Annotated in this window: 13 protein-coding genes and 1 pseudogene; 6 read left to right on the forward strand and 8 right to left on the reverse strand. The window is 60.0% G+C overall.

The genetic code is table 11. The features are described from left to right. A pseudogene (locus BV034_RS09960) lies at positions 1 to 437 on the forward strand (hypothetical protein); the annotation flags it as partial. A gap of 142 nt (positions 438 to 579) precedes the next feature. Here the strand turns inward: BV034_RS09960 and BV034_RS09965 are convergent. Both BV034_RS09965 and BV034_RS09970 read right to left on the reverse strand, forming a co-directional pair. After that, the gene (locus BV034_RS09965) at positions 580 to 945 is read right to left on the reverse strand and encodes a hypothetical protein (protein WP_265592831.1); all 366 of its coding nucleotides are present in this window, start codon (positions 943 to 945) and stop codon (positions 580 to 582) included. Positions 946 to 983: 38 nt separating this feature from the next. Continuing rightward, positions 984 to 1,172, reverse strand: a complete 189-nt coding sequence (locus tag BV034_RS09970) for a DUF3008 family protein (RefSeq protein ID WP_050026574.1) — start codon at positions 1,170 to 1,172, stop codon at positions 984 to 986. Positions 1,173 to 1,351: 179 nt separating this feature from the next. Between BV034_RS09970 and BV034_RS09975 the strand changes: the two genes are divergently transcribed. Next, entirely contained in the window at positions 1,352 to 3,370 is a 2,019-nt protein-coding gene (locus BV034_RS09975; RefSeq protein WP_265592832.1) for a hypothetical protein, read from the forward strand. A gap of 324 nt (positions 3,371 to 3,694) precedes the next feature. Here BV034_RS09975 and BV034_RS09980 read toward each other — a convergent pair whose 3' ends face one another. From BV034_RS09980 to BV034_RS09990, 3 genes are all read right to left on the reverse strand, one after another. Further along, on the reverse strand, positions 3,695 to 4,219 hold the full coding sequence (locus BV034_RS09980; protein ID WP_050026578.1) for a hypothetical protein: 525 nt from the start codon (positions 4,217 to 4,219) through the stop codon (positions 3,695 to 3,697). 189 nt (positions 4,220 to 4,408) lie between these two features. Then, complete coding sequence (locus BV034_RS09985; RefSeq protein WP_050026580.1) at positions 4,409 to 5,050, reverse strand: hypothetical protein; 642 nt, start codon at positions 5,048 to 5,050, stop codon at positions 4,409 to 4,411. Between the two features lie 382 nt (positions 5,051 to 5,432). Further along, positions 5,433 to 6,398: a UbiA family prenyltransferase gene (locus tag BV034_RS09990; protein WP_265592833.1), complete on the reverse strand. Its 966-nt coding sequence runs from the start codon at positions 6,396 to 6,398 to the stop codon at positions 5,433 to 5,435. Positions 6,399 to 6,567: 169 nt separating this feature from the next. Between BV034_RS09990 and BV034_RS09995 the strand changes: the two genes are divergently transcribed. The 4 genes from BV034_RS09995 (at position 6,568) to rpoD (ending at position 12,867) form a co-directional block, all read left to right on the forward strand. After that, a complete protein-coding gene (locus BV034_RS09995; RefSeq protein ID WP_050026624.1) occupies positions 6,568 to 8,298 on the forward strand; it encodes a hypothetical protein in 1,731 nt (576 codons plus the stop codon). A 69-nt stretch (positions 8,299 to 8,367) separates the two neighbouring features. Beyond that, positions 8,368 to 8,859 carry a zinc/iron-chelating domain-containing protein gene (locus tag BV034_RS10000; RefSeq protein ID WP_050026584.1) on the forward strand — a complete coding sequence of 164 codons (492 nt, stop codon included), beginning with the start codon at positions 8,368 to 8,370 and terminating at the stop codon, positions 8,857 to 8,859. Between the two features lie 100 nt (positions 8,860 to 8,959). Next, positions 8,960 to 10,837, forward strand: coding sequence for a DNA primase (gene dnaG / locus BV034_RS10005; protein WP_050026591.1), 1,878 nt, complete (start codon positions 8,960 to 8,962; stop codon positions 10,835 to 10,837). A gap of 194 nt (positions 10,838 to 11,031) precedes the next feature. Further along, positions 11,032 to 12,867: an RNA polymerase sigma factor RpoD gene (gene rpoD / locus BV034_RS36720; protein WP_304944980.1), complete on the forward strand. Its 1,836-nt coding sequence runs from the start codon at positions 11,032 to 11,034 to the stop codon at positions 12,865 to 12,867. A gap of 162 nt (positions 12,868 to 13,029) precedes the next feature. Here rpoD and BV034_RS10015 read toward each other — a convergent pair whose 3' ends face one another. The 3 genes from BV034_RS10015 to BV034_RS10025 all read right to left on the reverse strand — a co-directional run bounded on the left by BV034_RS10015 (position 13,030) and on the right by BV034_RS10025 (position 20,835). Next, entirely contained in the window at positions 13,030 to 13,404 is a 375-nt protein-coding gene (locus BV034_RS10015) for a hypothetical protein (protein ID WP_050026595.1), read from the reverse strand. 61 nt (positions 13,405 to 13,465) lie between these two features. Continuing rightward, positions 13,466 to 14,053, reverse strand: coding sequence for a hypothetical protein (locus tag BV034_RS10020; protein ID WP_265592834.1), 588 nt, complete (start codon positions 14,051 to 14,053; stop codon positions 13,466 to 13,468). Between the two features lie 161 nt (positions 14,054 to 14,214). Beyond that, positions 14,215 to 20,835, reverse strand: coding sequence for a hypothetical protein (locus tag BV034_RS10025; RefSeq protein WP_050026599.1), 6,621 nt, complete (start codon positions 20,833 to 20,835; stop codon positions 14,215 to 14,217). Positions 20,836 to 21,066: the final 231 nt, after the last annotated feature.

The following is a 21,066-nucleotide window of genomic DNA, read 5'->3' on the forward strand; positions in this document are numbered from 1 at the left end:
GGAAGGTTTCTCTGGATGCAGAGACCCGGCAGATCATTGCCATTGCCCAGGTGGATGATCCCTATGCCAGGCGTGCCGATGGCGTGCCGCCGCTGAAAATAGGCCAGTTTGTGGAAGCAGAGATCCGGGGTGAGGTGCTGACGGATGTCTATGTCATCCCCCGGGTGGCCGTGCGGGCTGGCAACGAGATCATCCTCATCTCCCCGGAAAATCGCCTGCGCCGCATGACGGTAGAGCCCCTCGCCGCGGATGAAAAGGGCATCGTGATTTCAGCGAACTCGCCGAAGGCGCCCCAAGAAGGGGAGGTGTTGTGTGTCACCCCCATTCCCTTCCCGGCAGACGGAGCTCGTGTCTTGCCAACCGTGGAAGGGGAGGCCCTCCGTGAGGGAGAGCTGGGGGAGACGGGGAAGGGCCGGCGGGATGCGGGGGCGTCGTGACGCAGTGCGTCAGTTAGGGTTCGATGTGTAAACTAGGTGGGGCGATTCAGATGTTTGAACTACAAGCAGCTTCCTTTGCTGGAAGCTGTACGGAGTAGAGGCTTCAGCCTGCAATCGGCTTGGTCACCTCCGCGCGGCTGGATCAATAAATACCACCGATCGCAATGGGTTCCGTGGACTGATCGGCCGTTTCCAGATCGATGACGCATGGGTCGGTGAGCGCGGCGGGAACTTTGACGGCAGCGAGCCCCAATTTCGTCAGGAACATATCAGCATTGTCCGGCGCCACGGGTTGATCTGGCAGCACGTCGTCGCTGACATTGTTTTGAGGAGGGCGAAAGAAGACACGGACGGACTTGTCACCCTCGTGGCTTCCGTCCATACGACAATCACCTACATACCGTACCTGGCCTGCGCGTCGGAATTCGATGACGCGGTAGTCAAGTGCACTTGCCTCGCGGCGCGGCAATGCGATGGGGCGCGAACTGAGTAAGGAGTTCTCTTTCATAAGTGGGGGTAGGGTGAGGGTAGGAAAGCGGAGGCTTATCACTCTGCGTGCTTCCGGGTGGGGAGCTTGCTGCGTTTGGCGGAGGCCATCCGCTCCAGTTCAGCTTTGGACATGGACTCGACCATTTGGCGAGAAGCTCCTTTGAGGGACGACTTGGACCGCTCGCCACGTTTGGCTGAGAGGGCGGCTCCTGCGGCCATTTGCTGTTTTTTGGATTTGGCGGGCATAACAGAGAGAGGGGTTTACTCTGGTTCGGGAGCCCCCTGCCAGACGGACGGGTGCAGTTCGCGCCCTGATGCGACACCGCGGACTCCAGTGTTGGCGTGCCTGGGCCTGACAAATCTTCATCGCCACGCACTCCGGTTTTGGCTAGGGTGCTGCCATGAATTTGGAGCGGAGAGACTGGATGCGACTCACCTTGGGAGCCGCTGCGGCGACAGCAGCAGGAGCGAGGCGAATGACCTTGATGGGAGCACCGGCCAATCCGGTGGCCGTAGGAACGAACCCCATCGATCCTGGCCATCTGACGCAGGTGGTGTTTGGTTCGTACTCGCACTGGTTGCAACCGTGGCGGGGCTACCTGGAAACGATCCCTGCCAGCCAGTTTCTTAATGGTCTGGGAATCGTGCTCAACATCCATCGGGGGGAGGATGTGAATCAGATCCTCCAGATGTGCGCCAGGCATGGCATCAAGCATGTGCGCATCGAGATCGGCTGGGGGAACCTCGACTACCGCGATGAGTCAAAGATCAAGAACAGCAAGGATCTCAGCGTGCGATTGCAGGCCTGCCGCACCCATGGACTGCGGCCGCTCATCCTTCTGAATGGCCACCACGGTGCCCCCTGTCCTCTACTGCACTTTGAGCGCAGCCTGGCTGCCGAGGTGCCTGCCGGGGCCCGTAGCGTGGTGCTGGACGACGTGGCCGAGCTGGTGGTGGGCAAGAGCGGATTCAGCCATCCCCGCCGTTCCATTGCGGCGGAGTACCTGATCACCTCCATCGAAGGAACGACGGTCACTCTCTCCAAGCCTCTGCCGGATGCGTTTCCAGCCGGAACCAAGTTGAAAATGGCCACGCTGAAGTACCGGCCCTTTGGAGGCCCGATCACGGATGAAGGAAAGAACACCCTCCAGGGCTGGCAGCGGTATGCGCAGACGGTGGCGTCCTTCGTGGCGGAGGTGCTGGGGACGACGGGTGCGGATGACCGGGGATTCGACTTGGAGATCTGGAACGAGTTGTCCTTCGGCTCCAACTTCGTTCACCAGAGCCGGTACTTTGATCCCGTGCCTCAGCCGTATGAAGAGAAGAAGGTCTTTCTGGATGTGGTGCGCGCCACGGCTGAAGCCGTGACCGCCAGCCCTGACACCTTTGCCGGCGTGAGGCTGGTCAATGGCTTCTCCAATACCCTGCCCTGGCCGGCGAGCTCTGAGATGCCGAAAGAGGTGACGGCTCTGAGCCACCATCCCTATGCAGGGCGCAAAGTATTTCCTCGTGACCGGCCCAAAGGCACCAGTCTGAATGCGCAGGGTGTCAAAGATCAGAGCGGGTTCGAGCCCATCTACGAAGCGTGTTTCCCCGAATACTTTGCCAGTGCCTTGCAAACGGAGACCATCACGCGGGACATGGCCCCACTGACCACGAAGATCTACAACACTGAGCATGGCCGCTACGCACGACCTGAGGGCGATGGGCCCTGCTGGTGCTGGATCACAGAGGTAAACTATGCTCCAGGGGAAGATGGGATCAATGATCCAGCGCATGCTCTAAAGCTGAAGGCCAAAGCCATCGCCAGGTACTTCTGTTTCTACCTCAACAAGGGAGTGGAGAGGTTGTATTTGTATGCAGCGGGAGCCAATGATCCCGACCTGGGGGACGCGGAACTCGGCGTGTTGAAGCAGGAGTTCCTCACCCGTTCCATCAAGGAGAAGGAATACCCCGCAGCGGAGCAGGAGCTGGCGTTGACCTCGCCAGCGCTTCAAGTGGTGCAGCGTATCGCAAGCCGATTCAACGCGAAGGGTGCGGTGGACCGCGCTCTTTCTCTGGCGGGCACTCGCAAGCTAGAGCTGCTTTCCGTGGAGGACGCCCATGGTGCCATGCAGTTTGAAGGTGATCCCAATGAGATGATTGGCCGGCCTCCTCTGTACAACCGGGACGTCGTTGCCTTTCTTCCGTATCAGGTCAATGCGAGCCGGTTCGTGGTGCCCTGTTATGTCATGACCCGTGACATCCGGCAGGATCTGGGTCCGCAGCCGTATGTCCTGACCGTCAAGGGATGGCAGGTGAACGGGCTGAGGGTTTCAGGGTATGACCCCGTCTTGAATGAGCCGGTGCCGGTCAAGGTCACGGCAGGCGAGGGCAAGGTCAGGCTTGAGGTGGTCTTGCGGGACTGCCCGGTGCTGCTGGAGATTGAAGAGGGGGCTCGGTAGGTCAGTGCGTCAGTGCGTCAGTGCGTCAGTGCGTCAGTGCGTCAGTGCGTCAGTGCGTCAGTGCGTCAGTTGGGGTTCGAGGTGTAAACCTGGGGCGATGCAGATGCTTGCTTGTAGTTCAAACTTTAGTTTGCCCGGGCGATCTTTGGTGACGTGTCCTGAGCAAACTAAAGTTTGAACTACAAGCAGCTGCCTTTGCTGGAAGCTGTAGCGAATGTGAGGTGGTGGCATAGAGCCGCGAGAATCTTGCCAACACAAAAAAGAGGGGAGCGGTTGCCCGCTCCCCTCTCGAAGAAAGAATGTGACTTTGTGTCCGGCTCAGAATCAGAACGGAACTTTCACACCAAGGCGAACGATGGTGTAGTCTTCGTCGCCGTCGTCAGCTGCGAAGTGATAAGCGCCGTCAGCGAAGATGCCAAGGCAGTTAAGACCTTCGAAACGGGCTTCGATACCGCCGCCCACGAAGTAGTTGCCTTTGTCATCCGAGTTCACGCTGTAACCGCCGCCGACCATTGCATAGGGAGCGATGCAAAGGGAGGTGATGGGGTAGCGAAGAACCAAAGCGGCGTCAAATTCATGATGCTCGCTGTTGGTGGCGAAGATACCATAGGTACCCTGAACACCGATGTACGGGGTGAAGAAGTACTCGGCCAGCACACCGCCGCCAAGGACGTCGTCTTCGGAGTCGCCATCGGGAAGATAGCCACCGCCGAAAGCGCCCACGGCAAAGCCAGGGCCGAAGCACTCACAGCCGGTAGGAACCGGAGCCATCGGCTGAACGGCTTTGCCGCCTTTGCCGGAGTAGGACACGGGGCCCGCGATCGCGCTGGAGGCGAGGGCGAGCGACATGAGAAGTGAAGCGATTTTTTTCATGGTTGGTTGAGTTTGATTGCGCGCCAATAATACCGTCGAGACGTTCTCCGGCAACACAAAAAAAATAAATTTAAGAATATTTAACAAAATCGCCCCTACCTACATCCACTTTAACAGTTGGATGCGATAGGGGCACTCGACCGGAATCGGCCTCTGGGCGCGGACTCAGTCGTTCAAAACCAGGCGCAGCTCGCCATTCTTAAGTTGGAAATCTTTGATGCCTGCGGCGAAACTTTTAAAAAATTGCGCGTCGCCTTCACCCATCTTGTTGTGGTCCAATAGATTAAGGCCCTTCATGTTCCCGAGCCAGTCATTAGGCAGGGAGATTCCGCCCACGCTGATATCTGCCAAACTCAAGGCAAGTTGGCGGTTGGCATCCAGCTGGGTGTTGAACGCCACCTTGACCCGTACGGTGCTGCCTCCCATCACGGGAAAGTCTTTGTCCACAGGGATCAGAAACTGGGCACCGATGTTGCCGTTGTTGATGCTGACCTTGATCTGGTCTCCCAAACCTTGCTGCTGCAGGTAACCGTTGATCTCACGCTCATTGAGAACCAGCGTTTTGGCCGGATCCGTGGGCTGGACCTGATTCTCCAGCGTGGCCAGCTTGGTCTGCACCGCTTCCTGTTCTGCAGCTGTCAATTGCACTGGCCGGAAGGGGGATGCGTTCAGATTGTACTGGTACCACCAAGCGCCTAGGCCAACGAGCACACAGCCCGTCACGAGGAGCCGCTTGGTCCAGGTAAAGCGACGACGGAGCACGGGCGGATTCGCGGGAGCCGCCACCGAAGCAGGGGATTCGTTCATGGTTGTCAGGGGTTGCACTGTCGAATGCGATAGACAGGGTGGGGGGGCGCGTGTTGAAAAAAATTACATATGGACACCAGCCTGCCAGACGTCAGACATCAGATTTGAGCTCAAGCGCGGCTGAGCACGCTCAGCGAAGCGGTCGTCAGAAGGAGGGGGATGTTCTTTTCCCGGTCGGGGGCGAAAGTCCCATGAGGTCTCTTCTGCCGCCCATTGCCAGGTGACATGAAGAGCGAGGGCAATCCCCAGGGGACGTTGGACTGAGCGGGGCTGGGAACCCGCCTTCTTAATCCTGGCCGCCCCGCTGCGCGTGCTCAGCCGCGCGTGAGCTCAGGTCTTCTGTCTAGAGTCTTCCAGGCTTGCGTCTGCCGCGCAGCGGCTCCTACCACTGCAACGGCCCCAATAGGTGCGCAGCCTTGGCATAGTTGCTTTTGGCAAGCAAAAGGGCGATCGTGGCGGCACCCGTGACGATGGTCCAGAAGGCGATCCAGGGGTTTTTGAGGAGTTGCTCCGGCTCCAAGCGGGCCGTTTCCTCCTTCATCGCGTGGTGGAAGTAGGCGATCACCGCGATGACGATCATGGGGAACACAAAAACAAGGTTGTTCAGGCGGGGATAGACCGCCATGGCGATCCCTGTGCAGAAGCAGAAGAGATTCGCATACGTGATCATCGCCAGAACGAGGCTCTTCTCGGTATAGACCTGGAAGGACTTGCGGTAGCGTCCGCTCACGGAGACATCGCCAATGAAGCGGAACTCAGAGTAGCGCTTCCCGGTCATGAGCAGGGCACCGAAGAACCACCAGGCCAGCACGATGGAGAGCGGGGGCACCTGGTTGGGTTGCACCAGGGCGTAGTAGCCGAGCCAGAGCCGGATCGGGTTGTTAAACGATTCCGCGATCACGTCCATGAAGGCGCGATCCTTCAGGCGGATGGGTGGCACATTGTACACCAGACCGCTCAGCAGCAGCAGGCCGAGGGCGGCCTGGTAACCCCAGTTGAACTTGAAGAGGGCGCAGAGGGCGAATGCCCCGACAATGAGTCCCACCATGAGCCACCAGAGATAGGGCACCTTCACCTTGCCGGCGGGAATGCCGCGGAGCCGCTTCGTGGGGTGGACGGCGTCGAATGGAGCGTCCAGGATCTCGTTGAGAATGTAGTTGGCCGAGGCCACCAGGCAGGCCGGGATCAGTGAGAGCAGGGCGGTGATGACCAAGCCGCCGTCCAAGCGGAAATCGAGCACCAAGGCCCAGGCCACGACATGGCCGAAGAGGATGAAGATGTTCTTCAACCAATGGTCCGGGCGGCAGATTTTCAGGTATTCGATCACGGGGGCGGTTTTGTTAGCCACAAAGCTGGCCTGGGCAATGAGGAAATGTGAAATGCAGCCGGAGTTCCGTCCAGAGTGGCGTGAAATTGACCGCTGTCGGCCCCGGCGGTGACGATTTCGTCAGCGATCCAGTGCAGGGAGCGCTTTCCATTGCTGACGCCGGGGGGTATTGCTGGTCGGCAACGTCCGCATGATGAACCTCTTCCTCATAGATGCCATCGGCCCTTTTTTCCGCGGGTATCCCCGACGGACCATCAACTGGTCCAAGATCCCGTTTGAGCATCTCAAGCTGGAAGGGCCCGACAGTGCGGCGCAGTGGGCACAGATTAGGGCGGACCTCGAGGTCTTCTGCGCCCGGGCTGCTGCGATGGGCTACAACGCGGTGTCTCTGGATGATGCGACCCATCTGGCGGATCACGCATGGTACGAGCTGGACACGCGCGCCCGGATCAGCCGCTGGCGGGCCGAGTTTGGACAGTGTATGGAGATCGCGCAGCGCCATGGGCTGCAGGTCTTTTTCACCATGGACGTCTTCAGTTCCACCCCGGCGGTGCGGGAACACATCGCCCGGCTGCGCTGGACGGTGGAGAGATTCCTCGCCGAGCTCCTGGATGGCTTTTTGCGCGACTTTCCCCAGGTGGCGGGGATCATTCTAAGGATTGGCGAGTCCGATGCTCCCGATGTGCAGGGGGAGTTCCGAAGCGAGCTCTACCTGAAGCGCCCAGAGCAGGTGAATCGTTTCCTCAAGACGCTGCTGCCGGTATTTGAGAAGCACGGGAGACAGCTCATCTTCCGTACCTGGACCGTGGGGGCCTACCGGATTGGCGATCTCATGTGGCACCGGGGGACATTTGTCACGGTGCTGAAGGGGGTGGTGGACAGTCCGTCGCTCATCGTGTCCATGAAGTTTGGCGAGAGCGATTTCTTCCGTTACCTGCCGCTCAACAAGAACTTCTTTCGCACCCGGGTGAGAAAGATCATCGAACTCCAGACCCGCCGGGAATATGAGGGCTGCGGCGAGTACCCGAGTTTCACAGGCTGGGACTACGAGCGGTACGCGCGGGAACTGGACCAGGCAGAGAACCTCGTCGGCATCATGGTCTGGTGTCAAACCGGGGGCTGGGTGCCGTTTCGCCGACTGGCCCTCTTGGAAGACCGGGCGGTCTGGACGGAGCTGAACACTTTTGTGACCATCCGGACCTTCAAAGATCGCCAGTTGGTGGAGGAGTCGGTGCGAGACTTCGCCCAGCTCAAGGCTCTGCCCAACTGGCGCTCCCTCCTGGAACTTCTCCGGTTGTCAGACACCGTCATTCACGAACTGCTCTATGTAGAAGAGTTCGCCCGGCAGAAACTGTTCTTTCGCCGGGTGCGCATCCCGCCCATCCTTCAGGTGTACTGGCACAACATTTTCATCAGCCACTCGGTGAAAAAAGTGCTCGGCTACTTCGTGCAGGACAAGGAGGCCTGCCTGCGCACCACCAAGCTCTGCCAACAGAAGCTGGAGCAGATGAAGTCCTTGGCGGTGGAGTGTGGCATGCCAGAGGGGGACATCGAGTACATGGCGGACACCTTCAACATCCTGGCCCTGGCCCGGGAGTACTACTTCCAGCCATTCTGTGCCGAGATTGAAGCCCGCTTGCGGGCCACCAAGAAGGCGTACAAGGCAAAATACCCCAAGGGGGGCGAGCGGCATCGCTACCGGGTGAAGATGGACTTCAAACCCTTCTGGGTGAAGGCACGCTACCTCGGCTGGGCCTTCCAGCTCCTCATGCGTCGGCAGCGGGGCTATCGGTTGCTGGACAGGTTGCTCACTCTGCACACCCTTTCGCTGATCTTCCGGGTCGTTTCGAGACGTCGGCCTCAATGGATTCCGAGCTTTGCCAAGGACAGTGCTATGGGGGTGGATACGGTGTTTAAATGAGAGGGGAAAGGGAAGAGGGGCAAGGGAAGAGGGAGTGGCAGTTTGGAGGATCTGGGGTAGCGTTCGGGAATGTCTCTGTCCGATGCCGAAGTTCGAGCTGAAATGGCCGCCATCTATGCGGCTGTGGAGGCTCGTCCCTTGGAGCGGCAGTGCAGCATGCTCACGGAGTGCTGCCAGTTTCATCTCACGGGCCGGACGCCCATGCTCACGCTGGGGGAGGCCCGGTATGCGGCGATCGGCGTGCGGGCCAGTGGTCGGAAGAAGCTGCCCATGCGTCCCAACGGGGACGGAGCCTGCCCGCTGTTGGGGCAGAATGGCCGCTGCATGATCTACCAGCACCGCCCGTTCGGTTGTCGTACTCATTTTTGCGCAGCCGCCGGGGGTCCGTATCCCCGGAAGCATCTGGCAGACCTCATTCAGCGCCTGGAGGTGCTGGATGAAAAGCTTGGCGGCGACGGTCCGCGACCCATTCAGGGGGCGGTGGCGGATGCACTGGAGGATCAGGGAGACGGGAGAGCCCAACAGTCAGGAAAGGGCAGGAACCAGCGAGGGAGACGGTAGGCGGATCCGACGCGAGAAGGTTGAGGTCGCGATTTTCACAGCCGACTTTTCGCGACAACTTGCTGATCGAGTTTGTATCGTCGAAGGTGAAAGTTGGCGCATGGCTCGAATCCCGGAAGAAACGCTTCAACAAGTGCTCGCGGCCACGGACATCGTGGATCTCGTGGGGCGCTATGTGAAGTTGCGCCGGGTGGGCACGAACTGGCGGGGCCTTTGTCCGTTCCACGGAGAGAAGACCCCCTCGTTCTACGTGAATCCTGCGCGTGGCTCCTACCATTGCTTCGGCTGTGGGGTGGGGGGCACCGCCATCCGGTTCGTCATGGAGCATGATGGCCTGCAGTTCATGGATGCGGTGAAGCGCCTGGCGGACTCGGCCGGCATTCGCATTCAGGAAGAGGTGTGGGACGCCAATGCGGAGCGCACGGCCAAGATCCGCAATGGGCTGGTCAAACTTCACCGGGACATCTCCGCCTGGTTTCATCTGCTGCTGATGAAAGGGCAGGTGGCGGAGGAGGCGCGGGCCTATTTAAAGTCTCGCGGCATCAATGCGGCGACCGCCAAATCTTGGGAAATGGGCTACGCTCCCGCCTCCACACCCATGCTCATGAAGTGGGCGGAGGAGCACAAGTACACGGAGAATCTGCTGGTGGCCGGAGGCATTTTGGCCCGGGGCGATGAGGACTCTGGTCGGGGAGGGCAAATCTATGCGCGTTTCCGACACCGGTTGATGTTCCCCATCCGCAACGACTACGGGGAGGTCATTGCCTTCAGCGGGCGGCTTCTGGATTCCAATGCCAAGGCTGCGAAGTACCTGAACTCGCCGGAGACTATGCTCTTTAACAAGAGCAAGGTCCTCTTCGGCCTGGACAAGTCCAAGCGCGCCATCATCAAGGCGAACCGTGCGGTGGTCTGTGAAGGCCAGATCGACATGATCATGGCGTTCGAGAGCGGGTTCGAGAACGTGGTCGCCCCGCTGGGGACGGCGTTCACGGAGTTCCACGCCCGGATGCTGAAGCGTCATGCGGAGGAGGTGGTGCTCTGTTTTGACTCCGACAATGCTGGGTACAAGGCTGCCGAGCGTGCCTTCCATATCCTGGCACCCACCGGACTGATCGTGAAGGTCGCGCCTCTCCCACAGGGGGAAGACCCGGATTCGCTGATCCGGAAGGAGGGCCCACAGGCATTCCAGGCCAAGTTGGACGATGCCCGGGATTTCTTCGATCACATGATCGACTATGCGTCCTCTACCCGCAACATGGCTGAGACGAGGGAGAAGACGCGCTTTGCGGGAGACATGGCAACCATGATCCAGCTGCTGGACAACAATATTGCCCGGGACGCCGCCATTCAAAAAGTCTGTGTGCGACTCAATATTCTGGAGTCCGATTTTCGCAAGCAGGTGGCCCGACTGGCCAAATCCATCGCCAACCAGCAGCAGCAAAAGGCGGCGGCAGGTAAGAATGGTGGAAATGGGGGCAACGGGCCCGGGCAATCTGGAACTGGAGACCGGCCGGACGAGATGGAGCTGCCGCCTCCTCATCCCCACGCCCGGCAATTGATCCGGCTGGCGGTCACTTCAGCAGAGGTTTTGGAGCTCATTCGCACGCAGACTCAGCTGGAAGTGCTGGCGGCGGTGCCTGGCTGTGAGTTGATGGAACTGGTCTTCAAATCCCAGTCAGACCTTTCCACCTCGGGTGGATTGAGCGCCTTTCTGACCACTCTGACCCCGGCGGAGGAGCGCGCCTTCAGCCGCGTGGTGGCAGAGCCTCCCCAGCGGGTTTCCACCGAGACGGCACTCCAGACTCTGCAGCACATTGAATTTCAGGGGCTGGAGAACATGCACCAGAATGTTCGCACCCGGTTGCGTCAGCCAGGTCTCCCCAAAGAGGAGATCATTCGACTGACGGGTGAGGTCAATCGACTGGCAGAAGAGATCCGCGCCCGGCGTGCTCAACTGCCCAGCAAACAGGATTACTGAGTGAATCGGGCTGATGAATTTTAGATTTGCATGACCCACCAATCTCCAGAAATCCCACCACCCGGACGAAAAGGGTGATTTTCGGGCGAAAATGAACCGTTTCGCCCCTGAGATGGCTAAAGGCTTTCCTCAACTGTACAAAGAGTTCTTGACCGTAGCTCTAGGCTCCAGAAGATTCTTCCGCTTCCGGCTTCATGAGTGCATCTGCAAACCCCCAGCATACGGATTTGAACGAGGGTGCAACATCGGTTCCACCGACCCCGCATCGCCGTCGTCGTGGTCGTCCTCGGAAACATCCGTTGCCGGATGGTTCGACGCCTCCACCTCCGGCCCCCGTTCAGGTCAATGGCAAACGTCGTCGTGGACGTCCACCCAAGTCATCGCGACCGGCCGAACCGCCGCCGCCTCAGCACGACGACATCAACGCCCCGGAGATTCAGGAGAAACTCCGCTATCTGATCCGTCTGGCCAAGGAGCAGGACTACCTGACCTTTGACGACTTCAATGAGAGCCTGCCCAATGGCTTCGTGACCCCTGAGTTGATGGATGAGATCCTCATCCGCCTGCGCAGCTTGGAGATTGAAGTCATCGAACCCACCCAGGTGGATCGCGTGAAAACCAAGCGGACCACCGTCGCGGACGATGAGGATACCGTTGTCGAAGAGCGCGAGGACGGGCAGCTGGACATGCTGGACGACCCTGTGAGGATGTACCTGAAGCAGATGGGCGCGGTGCCTCTGCTCACCAGGGATCAGGAAATTGGCATTTCCAAGCGCATTGAAAAGGCAGAGAGCCATCTACAGGCCTGCCTGCAGAACATTGGCTTCATTGCCACGGAGTACCTGCATTTGGGAGATGCCCTCGCCAGCGGTACCGAGCGCTTCGACAAGCTGGTGCTGGATCGCCAGATCGAAGACCGGGACAGCTACTTCAAGAAGCTGCGCCAGGTCTGTGACCAGGTGCGTGACGACATCACGAAGGCCAACGATCAATACCGCGCCTTGATGACGGCCAGCGCCAAGCAGCGCCAGTCGCTCAAGGATGCGTTCGAGCAGACCAAGTCCAGCCTGATCAAGCTGTGCGCCAAGTTCTACTTCAAGCAGAAGACGAACGAGGACCTTATCGCCGTGCTGCGCCAGCGCCTGACGGAGCTGGACCAGATCGAGATCGAGGCATCCCGCGCAGCGAACAACCCTGACGTGCAAAAGGCGCTGGAGGACTTCGAGCTACATGCCTGGGTCACACCGGAGGAGTACCGTCGTCTGGTGGCAGAGACCATCCAGTGGAGCAAGGAGTCGACCAAGGCCAAGACGGAGATGGTGGAGGCCAACCTGCGCCTCGTGATCTCCATCGCCAAGAAGTACACGAACCGCGGTCTCTCTTTCCTCGACCTCATCCAGGAAGGCAACATGGGCCTCATGCGCGCCGTGGAGAAGTTTGAATACAAGCGTGGGTACAAGTTCAGCACCTACGCCACGTGGTGGATCCGCCAGGCGATCACCCGCAGCATTGCCGACCAGGCGCGGACCATCCGCATCCCGGTCCACATGATCGACACGATCAACAAACTGCTGCGTGTGCAGAAGCAGCTGGTGCAGGAACTTGGGCGTGACCCCACTCCGGACGAGATTGCCGAAGAAATTCACCTTCCGGTGGAACGCGTGAACGCCGTGCTGCGCATGAGCCAGCAGCCTGTGTCCCTGCAGACCAAGGTGGGCGACAGTGACGGCGATACGGAGTTTGGCGACTTCATCGAGGACAACACGAGTGTCAGCCCCATGGAGCTGACGGCAATGAATCTCCTCCGCGACAAACTCAAGGACGTGCTGGACAGCCTCACGGATCGCGAGCGGGCGGTGCTGGAGCAACGGTTTGGCCTGGTGGACGGCAGCGGCCGGACCCTCGAGGAAGTGGGACGTCAGTTCCACGTCACTCGGGAGCGCATCCGGCAGATCGAGGCCAAGGCTCTGCGGAAACTCCGCCATCCCACCCGCATCCGGAAGCTTGGAGGCTTCTTCGGAACGCAGTAAGGGAGGGAGTTTTCAGTTTGAAGAGTTCAGTTTTCAGTTGGGGGACGCGAAAGCGTCCCCTTTCTGTTGTGGTCTCCAAAAAAAGAAAGCCTCCTATTCCGCGGCCCGAGGGCGCGAATCAGGAGGCAGGATTTCAGAACGGTCGTGGTTCTAAGGGCCGACTCAATCCACGTAGGGGGGAGCGGTCGGCGGTGGGGTATTGAATCCGAATTCTTTCCGCAGGCGCGCTGCTTCAGATTCTTCTTTGACCATTTCGTACACTTTGGCAGCGCCGAACAGGAAGAGGGCCGGAGGTGCCAGTGCGGAGACGATCCGGAGATTGGCATTGATGATGGCCCGAAGCGGCAACCGATGCAGGAAGTAGCCAACGGCTACCGCAGTAGCAAGGGAGGCTGCTGGGGAGCGGCGTACCGTCTCCTCGACTTCGGCGTATTGCCGTCGCACCGTGTCTTGGGCTTCATTGAGGAAGCCGGTCACGCCGCGGTCGATGGACTTCAACACGGACTCAGGCTGAAGGGAAGATTGGGGAAGACTCATAGCAGGGATGAGATGGAGTGGAGTGAATCAGACGACTGGGTGCCGGATGAGGGGGCCGAGACTACCAGAACTTGAGATGGCTGGCCGTCCGACGTGCCTGGGAGACGATGTCGTCCACAGCCCGGCGGTTCTGGCGGGTGTTGATCTTGTTGACAGCATGTTGTGCACCTGAGCGGGCCATATCATACTGATCGTGCAGCTTTTCCGCAATGGGGGCCAAGGCGGCGAAAACGGCACCTCGGGCGGTATTGACTGGATCTTCGGCAAAGCGCTGGCGGAAGGTGCGCTCCTCCTCCTTACGGCTGATGAGGATTCCCACCACGATGCCTACGGCCAAGGCACCCAAGAGAGCGGGGATGGGATTCTCCTTCACGTAGTTGCCGCTCTGTGTCAGGGCTTCATTTGTCTTGTCCTTGGCGGTGTGCAGGGCTTTTTGGGTTTGATCGCGGGCGACCCCGTAGGCCTCCGTCGCTCGATCACGCGCCACATGCATGGCCTCGTTGGTTTTTTCCCGCGCGGTGGCCAGAGCCGCTCCTGCCCGGTCCCGGGCGGTGGCGATGGCCTCGCGAGTGGCAGCAGAAGCCTGCTGGGCGATTTCCCCGGCTTTCTCCGGGAGTTGATTGAGGGGAGATGGATGTTCGTCGTTCATAACCCAGTATCGCGTGCCGCCGTGTGACTGGTCCTTTCCGGATGGCGGTACCAGGCCCTGGCCGTAATACCAGAGGTTCAATCTAATCTGAAAGAAATGGGGCGGGATCTTGGAAGATCCCGCCCCGGATGCCGGAAGGTGACCTGAAGAGCGCCGGGTGACTATTGTGCCGGTGGTGTAACTTCTCGAACCTGGGCACCGTTGGACTCGGTGAGCACCAGGATGGAGAGTTTCTCCACGGCATTCAGTTCGGTGGGCTTCAGCATCTGGTGATCCAGTCCATTGCCGGAAGCTCCGGCGGGACGGGGAAGGGGCACGGGCGGCGGTACGGGCTGGCCTTCGCTGGTGCCGTTCAGGCTCGCGTAGTCGAATCTGCCGCGCAGGTCGGTATAGCCGTCTTTGAAGAACCGCACCGTGCCGTTCCGGAGTCGGGCATACACTTTCACATAGCCCTTGGCGATAGGTTTGTCCGTGCCGTTGTCGCGTACCTCAAGCCGCCCGTAATTCTCTGTTACGGCAAGCTTGAGGGTGTTGGCGTGGTAGGCCTGGGTCTTGCGCTGCCCGGCACCCAGTATCTCCACCAGGAGGTTCGCACGCGAGTAGGCCTCCGGCAGCGGGATGCTCAGGGTGTCCTTGCCTTGAGGCAATGTCACGCTGACGGTCTGGTTCGGTTTGATCACGCTGAACCGGCTGGCATCCTCGCTCACGAAGGGGTTGCTGCTGAAACTGAACTCGGGATCGGTCAGGTAGTAGTTCACCGTCACTTGAGGCAGATTCCGCCAGTTGAGCGCGATGGCACGGTTTTCAACCTTGAACTCGAAGGTGGGTTCGGTGGCGGAGAGTTCGCCCTGCTGGCGTTCACGATCCGGTTGAGCGGGTGAGCCTTCAGGAGAGGTCGCGGGGGCTTTGCCATCGGTTTCATCCACTTGGGACAGCACCTCTCCAAAGAGTTGCTTCCACCGGGGTACGGGATAGTCCCGGTAAGTGGTGGCCACGGTGCGTGCAGTGGCCGTATCGCCTTCATAAAAGGCAGCCTGGCAGCGCAGGTAGTCGTGTTGAATGCGCGTGGTCAGATCCTGGGCGGGGATGGCCTTGAGTCTTCCCAGTGCCTCCTCCACCCGGTCCTGAAGGAAGAGGTAATAAGCCACGGCCAGATTGTCCGTACTCCCAAGTGTGGGTTTGAAGGACAGAGTGGCCAGAAGACTCTGGTACTGCGCCAGCACTTCCTGGTTGGCGATCCGCCATTCCCTGCCCAGCCGGTGGGCTCTCTGGTTGATCAGCGGGCTGTACTCCAGGTGTTCGTAGAGATCGAATTCCAGAGGTTCAAACTTCACGAGAGGGGAGTCCAGAACCGGTCCGAACTCTTCTGAATACTGGTGCTTGAGCCACTCTCCGAGGGTGACCTTGTCATTGTGATACACAGCGTAGCTGGTCAGGGTGTCATCCCAGACATGGCGTTCCGCCAGCACCTTAATGATCTGACGATAGAAGTCGGGGCTTTGACGGCAGCGCCAGGCGATGCGGCCGAGGTCCGTACGCTGGATGTTGTTCTGTTCCAGATAGGCAAACACCTCCGCCTCCGTGGCATACTGGGAGACATAGTCCCAGGACGCCTTGTCCACGCCGGACAGTTGGTTGACGACGTTGAAGGCAAAGACCGGGGCCTTGCCGGCCTCCTTGCCTCCCGTCGCCACATGCACAGGGTAGTGGGCGAATTTCCCGCCCGCCTTGGCAGGTGTTCCTGGGAAGTAGAAGTAGTACTCCCGCGTGGTGGTGGTGTAAGGCTCCAGCGGCAGGCGCAGTGACTGCGTGGCCTTGCTCCCGCGAACCGGCAGGGCACCCTGGGGGATCTGCAGCAGAATCTCCGCCTTGATCCGGGTGCTGGTGGCATTGGTCACCACGATGTTGGCTCCATAAACCGTGCCGGTCAGGAACTCATCCGTGACATTCTTCTGGAACGCTTCATTGCCTTCCTGGCGGAAGCGGTCATCGGCGCGGAAGAACGACTGTGAGACCAACAGTTGGCCGGCCGCCTGGTCGTTGGCAGCGGGTGCGGGGCGGATCTGCTTGTGAAACACCAGCACCGGGGCTCCGGCGGTGAGTTCAAAGCGGCGGCCTTCCGTTTTCGTCGCATGCTGGGGGGCTTCAAAGGGCAGGTCCAGCACTGCGAGAGCCAGGAGGATCTCAGTGAAGCTGTGGCTGGCCTCTGCAACGTGTGGAGAGACGAAGGGGCCTTTGGACCCTTCTGCAATCCAGGCCGCAAAGTCCCGCCAAAAGGCATTTACCGTGATCAGGCTGGCGTTTTGATCAACCTGGCGGAGTTTGTAGTAGTTGTTCTCCGCCCACTCTCTGGCAGGTCCTAGTTCGCGGAAATAGGACCGCACCAGCTGGCGGGCCTCTACTTGCAGGGCGACTCCGGCATAGGCGTACTGGCCGTCGAAGTCTGCCGTCAGTTCCATGGGCTTGCCTTGGGCGACCTTCATTTCGCGGCCTGCCTGCTCCTTTTGTTTCTCTGCCACATCGCCCAGTGCCAGCTCTTCACCGGCAGAGTCTTTCTTGCCTGCTACGGAGAGGCCGCGTGCCGCAGGCCGGCTGATGGGCGGCGTGGAGGGGTCCGCTATGCCGGAGAGACGTCCAGTACCACTGCTGAACATATCGGCGGGGGCGGCTGCAGCTGCGGTAGTTGGGGTCGGGGCCGGTGCGGGGGCCTCTACTGCAAGAGGGATGGACTTGCTGGATTCGGTGTCAGCCCACAAGGACTTGTCAGTGCCATCAAGTGAGCGTCCTCTTAGGGCCGTCTCGAAGTACCTGTCCTGTCCTTCAGGATCAAGGGGGAGCAGTTCCCAGGACTCCCGCAGATGGCGGGCGGCCCGGGATGCCTCTCCTGGAAGCCGTTGGGCCAGCAGAGCGCGCTCCACCACGTTGAGCCGGGCGTAGTGCCAGGGTTCGAGGTAGCGATCCAGCCTGGCGTCGAGAAGGAACTCATCCATGAAGGTCTTGTCCTTCTTGTTGGCAAGGTAGGGCTTGACCACGTTGGTGAAGAATACCGGATCCTTCTTTGCCAGGAACAGGTGCAGTTCATGGCTGGCGTACTCACCATACTTGGCGCGCTTTTCTGCGTCGCTGTACTTGGGCCACTGCAGGATCCAGGCAAATTCTGCCACATGCGGATCGGTGTTGAGCGTCTTGAGCAGTGAGTACACGCCGCCCAGGGTGTCGTAGCTTTCGACCTCACTGGTGAGGATGTCATCTAGAACGAGGGTCTGGCCTTTTTGCAGGACAGAGGTCTCTTTGGTTTCCGTGAAGGGGCTCGCGGGATCGAGGTTGCGAGTGAGCCGTTCGTCACGGAACTGCGTGGCGGCGGCGGAGAGGGAGAGCTTATGCCAGACGGCGTGCTCCAGATCTTCCGCATAGATTTGCACATCCTGGCGGTCGCCCAGATCTTTTCTGGGGATGCGGACCACGCCCGCTTTGTCGGGCACGAGGTTGTAGTGGGTGGGGGCGGTCAGGGCCAGGAAGTCCAGGTTGCCATCCTGGGTGACGGGCAGGGCTCCCCGGCCACCTCCAGGAGCGCTTTCCGCGCGAGCCTTGCGCAACGCGCCATCACGCCCGCCGAGCGTGGAGCTGGCAGCCTGGCCCGTGGCCATCTCAAGCTCAGTCAGGCTGGTTTCACGTGTTTCCCAAGGGTTCAGCAGCAGTCCAGGACGGGTCAGCATGCTGCCGGGGTAGGTCTTGGCCCGGCGGCGCTCCAGGATGTAGCGGTACTCGTCCCCGATTTCGCGTCCAGCGGCATACAATGCAGGAAGCCGCGGCGGCGAGGTGATGGAAGCTCCGAAGCGGGGAAAGGAGCCCAGGCTGTTGAAGATGGAGGAGGGCTCCTCGAACCGGGTGGCGGTCACGTGAACCCTGGTGAAGGGGTTGATGTTGGCCAGTTTCACCGTCACGAAGTCTGCCTCTGTAGCGATGCCGGTGATCTGCAACATCTTGCTGCCCTTGAGCTCCAGTTGACGGTGCTTGCCCAGCAGCCATCCGGCCACCGTCTTGCCAGCGGAGATGCGCAGGTCCATGTTGACCGGTAGCTGTCCACGGAGCTGCAGGGAGTAGTCTCCAGGAGTCAATCCCTCCACCACGACAAAGCCATCGCGCACGACGGCAATGGCACTGCGGTCCGCGACAAAAGTGCCTGATCTTGTTTCCAGAAGAGACAGTTTTCCATCGGCTCCTGTAAAGCCAGCAGGCGCGGGAATGCGCAATGTCTCGCCCTGGGCGGCTTGAATGAGGGACGGCCAGGTGCGTTGATACGGTTGGTTCTGCCAACCCACACTCTGTCCGTCCGGGCAGCGGGCAGAGATCGCCCCTACATCGGGAAGGATTCCCAGGTCGATGCGACCTTTTTCATCTGTGCGGAGCGCCAGCTCGATCGCTTGGGAGAAGTCGGGATGAGTGAAGGTGAATCCCACCTGGCGGTCGGCCACAGGTTCTCCATTCTTGCCCAGAAGTTCGAAGAAATGACGGCCTTCAATCGCCGAGAACCGACCGGCAAAGACGGCATCCGTCTTGTCGAGCGTGTTGAGCTGCCAGGTGTGTGAAGCGGTCACTGGACGCTTTTCACCTCCTTGTGTGAAGAGCTCGACCTTGGCGCTGAAGGTGGCACTGACTTGCGCCAGCCGGTTGGGGACCGTGAAGCTGTGGGTGAGCACACTCGTGGCATTCAGCTTCAGATCCTTCACCTCGCGCGTGGTGCTGATGCCGTCCAGCGTTGTCGTCGTCAGAGTCAGCTTGGGTTCCAGCAAGGCTGCCGGTGAGACGTGGGTGCCGCCGAGCATGAGGGAGGGGCGAACTGCGAGAGCTGCCTCTCTGCCTGCCAGGAGCTGTTCCCGGGTAAGATGAAACTGCGCTGAGAACTGGGGCTCTTCCGCGTGATGTTCGAACTTGGCAAGGGAGGCAAAGGTGCCTTGGGCATCCGCAAGGATGACGGGTTTGATTCCTGGCTTGGCGGTGAAGGGGGCAAGAATGGCGCCGCCGAGTTTCTCCTGGGAGGTGAGCTTGCGTCCGTCCAGCCAGGCGACAGCATCCGGCACGGGGGCGCCCTTCTCGTCCAGGACGACCAGATAGTCGCCGCCCGGGCCGGGGCGCTGCAGCACCTGCCATTGTCCCACCCGCACCAGGGCGCGGCTGCTCCGGCCGCCACCGATGAACTCAATCACCCAGGCGCCGCGTTTTCCCTTGAGCTCAGGGAAGGTGAAGGTCTCCCGTTTGCGGAGGAAGGGGCCATTCTGATAGTTGCGGGAGGTTTCCTTGTTGGCCACCAGGCCGTCGAGATTGAGATCCGTGTTGAGCTGGCGGTTCTGGGAGAGGAAATAATTCAGCTGGTTGATCTCGTAGATCTTCACGATCAGGCCTGGCGTGTTCTTCAGCAGAACGTCAAACTGGATGTCGTCCCCGGGCTGGAAGAGCCGGGCGTTGGTGGCGGGGAACTCAATGTCCACACGATCCTTCAGCTCCTGATAGGCGGTGGGCGTGAGCAGGGCAGCCCAACGCTCCGGGTTGCCATGACCAGCCAGAATCATGGCTTCTGCATAGAGCGGCTTGAGCCAGGACTCACGGACATACTGGGTCCAGGGGGCTAGCGTCGTCTCGACATCATCCGCAGCCTGGCCGGCACGGGTGAAGAGTTGCAGGAAATAGTCACGGACCAGGCTCTCGTCCCCACGTGGTGGCGGACTGTCCAGCAGAGGCTCGCTCAGGTCCGCGTTCAGGTTGTTGAGCTGGTTTGAGGCAGGTACCTGCTCCAGCAATCGTGGGCTTACATAAGGGGCCTGACGGGGAAGTTTGAGATATTGCAGGAAGCGCTCCTGATCGTAGATGCCTTTGGCGCGGTCGTGTTCCAGGCGGTGAAACAAGATGCGAGCCTTGAGGGTATTGAACGCGGGGGGCAGGGTGGTGGCATAGGCCCAGGTGCGGTCGAGCCAGGCTTCCCGTTCGGCGTCGTCATCGTCGAGGTTGACATCGGCGGAGGGTGCCAGCTTCCGCATACGCTGGTGGACGAACCGCGTGTTGTTGCCGAGTTCCGGCATCAGCTTCACCAGCGCATCGAGTTGCGCCAGGGTCAGCGCCCGGTGAATGCCCAACGAACCAAAGCCACCGGAATCGCGGCTGCTCAGGTCGGCATGGATGACCTCGACCAGGCCGGGCAGATCGGGACGCAGAAGGCGACCCAGCGCGGTGCGCCGTTGTGCAGGGGTGAGGGCGGCTTTGTTCCTGATCAGACTTTCAATCGCCGGAACTCCGAATCCTTCGAGATTGGGGCTTTGATCCAGGGCGTTCTTTTCAAAGACCGACCGCGTTACCCGGGCCGGGTCCAGAGTGCTCGGCAGGTCGGGCTTTTTGTCACGGGCCTCCTGGGTTTGTTGGAACTGAAGGCCGAACTTGTTCTTCAGAAAGGTCAGCGTTTGCTGCGGATTGGCTTCGTAGCTCAGAAGCGCTTCCCTGTTCTCGATGACTCGGCGCGGTTCTGAGTCGTCCCGGAATCGCTTGCGCCATTCCGCCATGATGTCGGCCAGGCGGGTCGCGTTCCGGGTGTTCTGATAATGGAGGGCGTGGTAGAAGTAGTAGTCCTCCGATCCTGGGACCAGTTCATTCAGGACTTTCTCGCGATCTGGAGCGAGGGCGAATTTTTCAACAAAGCCGATCTCGTTGCCGCTCTCAGCCGCAAGGGGCGAAGAGGCGAGGATCGAAAGAGACAGGGCGAGGACGAGTGGGGGAAGCGATGTCGTGCTCATGGGAATGTGAATGGCGCTTCTGCATGACGCAGGCGGCGGCTGATTATGAATTAATCCTGGAAAAAAGAGAACTCTCTGGTGGTGACGAGATCTCCCCGCCGCCGATGGATGTCGGTCTGACATGGGCTTGAGACACGCGGGAGTGAAATTTCCTGTTTTGGCGAAGCTCTTCGACAGGCTTGCTTTGGCCGCGTGATGAGATAGTCTCGCCCCTTATGGCAAAAGCAGCGC

It is taken from the genome of Verrucomicrobium sp. BvORR034, assembly GCF_000739635.1.
Lineage (GTDB): Bacteria > Verrucomicrobiota > Verrucomicrobiia > Verrucomicrobiales > Verrucomicrobiaceae > Verrucomicrobium.